Here is a 4,469-nt window from a genome sequence, read left to right as displayed (position 1 = left end):
ACGACCGCTGCGCACACACCTTCTTCTCCGCCATCTGCATCGCAGCCAGTGTCACCTTCTATCTCAAAGAATGAGTCCAAACGAAACTGGCGTCATGTTGGCGGGATGCCCGTAGTTGCAAGAGCGGATGCGAACAGGAAGGGCTGTTCGAATGGGCGCCACCGTTAGCTACGACGCTCGACTGGCTTCTATCAGCGCCGCCGCCATCCAGACCTAGGCCGATTGGCAGCATCCCGCCGACCTCGCCGCCCTCGTGACGATCGGCTGCTCAGCGGGCGGACCTACGCGAACGAGGATACCAAGGAGAGTACTAGAAAAACTAAAGATGGCTACTGCGGATCGTCCGCCGGCGACAAAGGGAGGGTCCTCGGCGCAAACGCCTGCGGTCCCGCGCTCACGCGCGCCTTTGCACCGGCGGCCGACACGCGACGCGGGGGATGGGGTTGGGACAGAACCCAGGAGAATTCCCCGATGTTGAAACACCGCAGCACAACGCCGCACACGGATCATCGCGATCACTATCAGGAGGTGACGGACCAGATCATCGCCGCGCTCGAGGCGGGCATCCGGCCGTGGCGCCAACCTTGGAAGAGTGGTTCACCTGGCATGCCAATCAATGCCACGACCGGACAGCCCTATCACGGCATCAACGTGTTGGTACTAGCGATGGCGTCGTTCGCGCTCGGCGGTGACCCGCGGTTCTGCTCGTACAAGCAAGCTGCGGACCGCGGTTGGCAAGTACGCAAGGGCGAACATGGCACAACGGTATTTTTCTTCAAGCGCATGCTCGTCGAGGACCGCAATGCCGCACCCGAGGCGGAAGATCGCATGAAGGCCATACCCATGTTGCGGACCTTCACCGTTTTTAACGGTTCCCAGATCGAAGGCATCCCGGAGTATGTGGCGCCAAGCGTCGTAGAGGCTCCCTGGCGCCGACCCGAAGCAGCCGACATCATTCTGAGCAATAGTAAGGCCGTAATGCGGATCGGCGGCGACCGGGCCTTCTACAGTCCGTCGCACGACTTCATTCAGCTGCCACCGCCCGCCTCTTTCGAGAGCCCTGAGGCTGTCGCGAGCGTCGCCCTTCATGAGGCATCGCATAATGCCGCGTCGCGTATTATGCCGCTTGACCGATTAGACCGCCCATCCAACCGTAAACAAGGGATCAATGACGTCGGCATAATCCTGCGGCCTTCGGCGCGAGCGCGGCGCCGGTTTGGCGCCGGCCGACTGTACTGAAAGGTTCGTTCCGTTCTGCAACCAGAAAGGAACGACTGTGACATCACAATACGAGAAGACCGACGCGGGCGCTGACACCCCAGGTTGGCTGCGACCTCATCGCCAACGGTTTATAGAAGATCTCAGTGGCTTGGGTTATGGGCCCGACACACTGAACCGCTACGGAGAGGTGGCTTATCGCTTTTGTGTAGCGGTCGAGAGTCGCGCTCTCGGCGCCCATGATCTTGTCGGGTCTCAGATCGAGGATCTTCGCGCCGCCGTAATCGACGCGACAGCCGCGATCTACCGGACGAACACGCGTTTTTGCCTCAATCGCTTTATCAATCATCTCGTGGCTGCGGGGGTGGCGCGTCTGCCAGAACCGCCGCCGAAGGTGCTAACAGTGCTGGAACTTTTACACCAGGAATACGACGCATATCTCCGCAACCAGCGCGGGCTGAGCGACAGCACGATCTACGATTGCCACCGCTTCATGGACCGCTTCATGGCCTTCCGGTTTGGCGAGGTCATCGGCAATCTCAATGACATATCGCCGGACGACGTTGTCGCGTTCCTGTGCAAAATCCGGGGCGGCGATAAACCCTATAGGGACAAGACGCCGCCTTCGCACCTGCGGGCGATGTTTCGGTTCCTGTTCTGGAGCGGCAAGACAACATGCGATCTGGTGAACGCTGTCCCTCGCGTCGCGCAACCTCCGCAAAGCCACCTTCCCAGATATCTGCGTCCCGAGATCGTCGAAAAATTGATTGCGTCAGTCGGGTCCGATGATCCGGTCGGACGCCGCAACTATGCGATGCTTTTGCTCGTCGCCCGCCTCGGCTTGCGGGCGCCAGAGGTCATTGCGATCCAACTTGATGACATTGACTGGCGAACCGGTGCGATCCTCATTCGAGGCAAAGGCAAGCGGCACGATCGCATGCCGCTGCCCAAAGACGCCGGCGAGGCAATTGTCGACTACATTCGGAATGGGCGGCGGGGTAGCTCGCGTGTCTTGTTCGTTTCCAATAAGGCGCCGTTTTTACCCTTCGTCGATGCACAGATCCTGAATTTTATAATTCGCGGTGCGTTTGATCGGATCGGCCTGGAATTGCCACCGAAGTACGTCGGATCCCACGTTCTGCGGCACAGCCTGGCAACCGACATGCTACGCAAGGGGGCCTCTCTCGATGAGATCGGCGACGTGCTGCGTCATCGGTCGCGTGTCTCGACGACCATCTACGCAAAGCACGATATCGAGGGCTTGCGGTCGATCGCGCGTGAATGGCCGGAACAGGGAGATCGGTCATGACCGCGTTGTCGCAACGTCTCGATAAGTATCTCTCGGTTCGCCGCAGCCTCGGCTACAACCTTTCGTTCGCGGGCCGTGTTCTACGCGGCTTCGCCGCGTTCGCTGATCGGGAAGGCGCAGATCATATCACCGTCGGCTTGTTCTTGCGCTGGAAGGATGCTTTTGGCGCGGCGAACAACAACACATGGTCCGCGCGGCTCAGCATGGTTCGTGGCTTTGCGGGCTGGCTACAGGGCTATGACGCGCGAACCGAAGTGCCGCCGCCCGGATTGATCGCGGGCAAACTACGCCGGACGCGGCCTTACATCTACTCGGGCGCCGAGGTCTCCACGATCGTAGCGCGTGCAGCAAGGCTGCCATCCCGCTACGGCCTCAGAGGCTGGACCTGCTCGACCTTGTTCGGTCTGATCGCTGTTACCGGGTTGCGGATTAACGAGGCCATTGGACTCGATGATGATGACGTCGATCTTGGCGAAGGTGTCATCACCATAAGGCGGGCCAAGAGCGGCAAGGCACGCTTTTTGCCCGTCGCTCCGAGCTGCGTTGCGAAGCTTCGAGCATACCACGTTGAAAGAACTAGGCTTCTCGGGGCGGGCCCGGGCGCATTTTTTCGAATGGACGATGGCAAGCGTCCGACGGACTGCACAGTACGTTACAATTTCGCCCAGGTCTCACAAGATATTGGCCTGCGCCAGACGGAACGTTTTCGCAGGCACGGACGTGGCCCGCGGATTCATGACCTCCGGCATACGTTCGCTGTCATGACAATCATGAGATGGTATCGAAGTGACGCTGATCCTGACCGAGAGATGATCAAGCTCAGCACTTATCTCGGCCACTCCGAACCGGACAATACCTACTGGTATATTGAGGCCGTGCCCGAGTTGTTGCAACTCGCTTCAGAACGCGCGGAGCGATCCCTGGCGAGGGGAGCATCGGCATGAACACCCATTCTTTGGCGCCATACCTGCAACGATTCTTCGTGGAAAGGCTCGGGACGCAGCTGAAAGCCAGCCCGAATACCATCTCAAGCTATCGGGATACGTTCCGCCTGCTACTGAAATTTGCCGCTGGCCGCCTGCACCGGGAACCGACAGCACTTCAACTGGCGGACATCGACGCAGAGCTTGTCGGCGCGTTCCTGGCCGACATCGAGGCGACGCGCGGCAACGCTGCCCGGAGCCGGAATACGCGCCTGGCAGCGATCCGCTCGTTTTTCAAATATGTTGCGGTTAATGAGCCACAACTGCTGCACCACAGCCAGCGCGTGCTCGCCATACCTTCGAAGCGCCATGAGAAAAGAGCCGTCGACTACCTGACGCGTGCCGAGATCGAAGCCGTCATCGCCGCGCCGGATTTGTCGACATGGTATGGCCGTCGTGATCGTGCGTTGCTGGTGCTCGCGTTGCAGACCGGACTACGCGTCTCGGAGTTGATCAACCTGTCTCGGGGCGACGTCATGCTCGGCGCAGGCGCGCACGTCCGATGTATGGGCAAGGGACGCAAGGAACGGTCGACACCAATCCGCAAGGACAGTTTGAAGGTTTTGCGTGATTGGCTCGCCGAGCGCGGAGGTGCAGAAAGCGATCCAGTGTTTGTCAGCATTCGGGGCGACCGTTTCAGCCGGGACGCCGTTGAACGCATCGTACGGAAGCATGTGGAAACGGCTGCCGGCCAATGTCCGAGCCTGACAAAAAAGCGGGTGACACCTCACGTGCTTCGACACAGCGCCGCCATGCAGCTTCTGCAGAACGGCGTCGACCGCACCGTCATCGCGCTCTGGCTCGGCCATGAGTCCGTCGAGACGACGCAGATGTATATCCATGCCGACATCGAACTGAAGGAAAAAGCGATGGCAAGAACGGCGCCAATAGCCGCATTACCGGGACGCTATAAGCCGGATGACCAGTTGCTGGCCTTCCTGGAAGCTCTCTGATTATGC

The 4,469-nt window shown here is 59.8% G+C and carries 4 protein-coding genes; all 4 read left to right on the top strand.

The genetic code is table 11. The annotated features are described in order from the left end of the window. Nucleotides 1-471: 471 nt before the first annotated feature. Genes GSQ92_RS22180 through GSQ92_RS22165 form a run of 4 tightly spaced genes read left to right on the top strand, consistent with a single transcriptional unit; the run spans nucleotide 472 to nucleotide 4,463 of the window. Complete coding sequence (locus GSQ92_RS22180) at nucleotides 472-1,239, top strand: ArdC family protein (protein WP_159014015.1); 768 nt, start codon at nucleotides 472-474, stop codon at nucleotides 1,237-1,239. Nucleotides 1,240-1,276: 37 nt separating this feature from the next. Next, entirely contained in the window at nucleotides 1,277-2,527 is a 1,251-nt protein-coding gene (locus GSQ92_RS22175) for a site-specific integrase (protein ID WP_216850093.1), read from the top strand. Beyond that, entirely contained in the window at nucleotides 2,524-3,471 is a 948-nt protein-coding gene (locus tag GSQ92_RS22170; protein WP_158803229.1) for a tyrosine-type recombinase/integrase, read from the top strand. Before GSQ92_RS22175 ends, GSQ92_RS22170 begins: the two co-directional genes overlap by 4 nt. After that, entirely contained in the window at nucleotides 3,468-4,463 is a 996-nt protein-coding gene (locus tag GSQ92_RS22165) for a tyrosine-type recombinase/integrase (protein WP_159013994.1), read from the top strand. Before GSQ92_RS22170 ends, GSQ92_RS22165 begins: the two co-directional genes overlap by 4 nt. Nucleotides 4,464-4,469 lie beyond the last annotated feature (6 nt).

The sequence above is a fragment of the Acidisoma sp. S159 genome (assembly GCF_009766125.1).
In the GTDB taxonomy this organism is placed as follows: Bacteria; Pseudomonadota; Alphaproteobacteria; order Acetobacterales; family Acetobacteraceae; genus Acidisoma.
The sequence above is the reverse complement of the archived record's forward strand: the minus strand, read 5'-3'. Positions and strand labels throughout refer to the sequence as shown.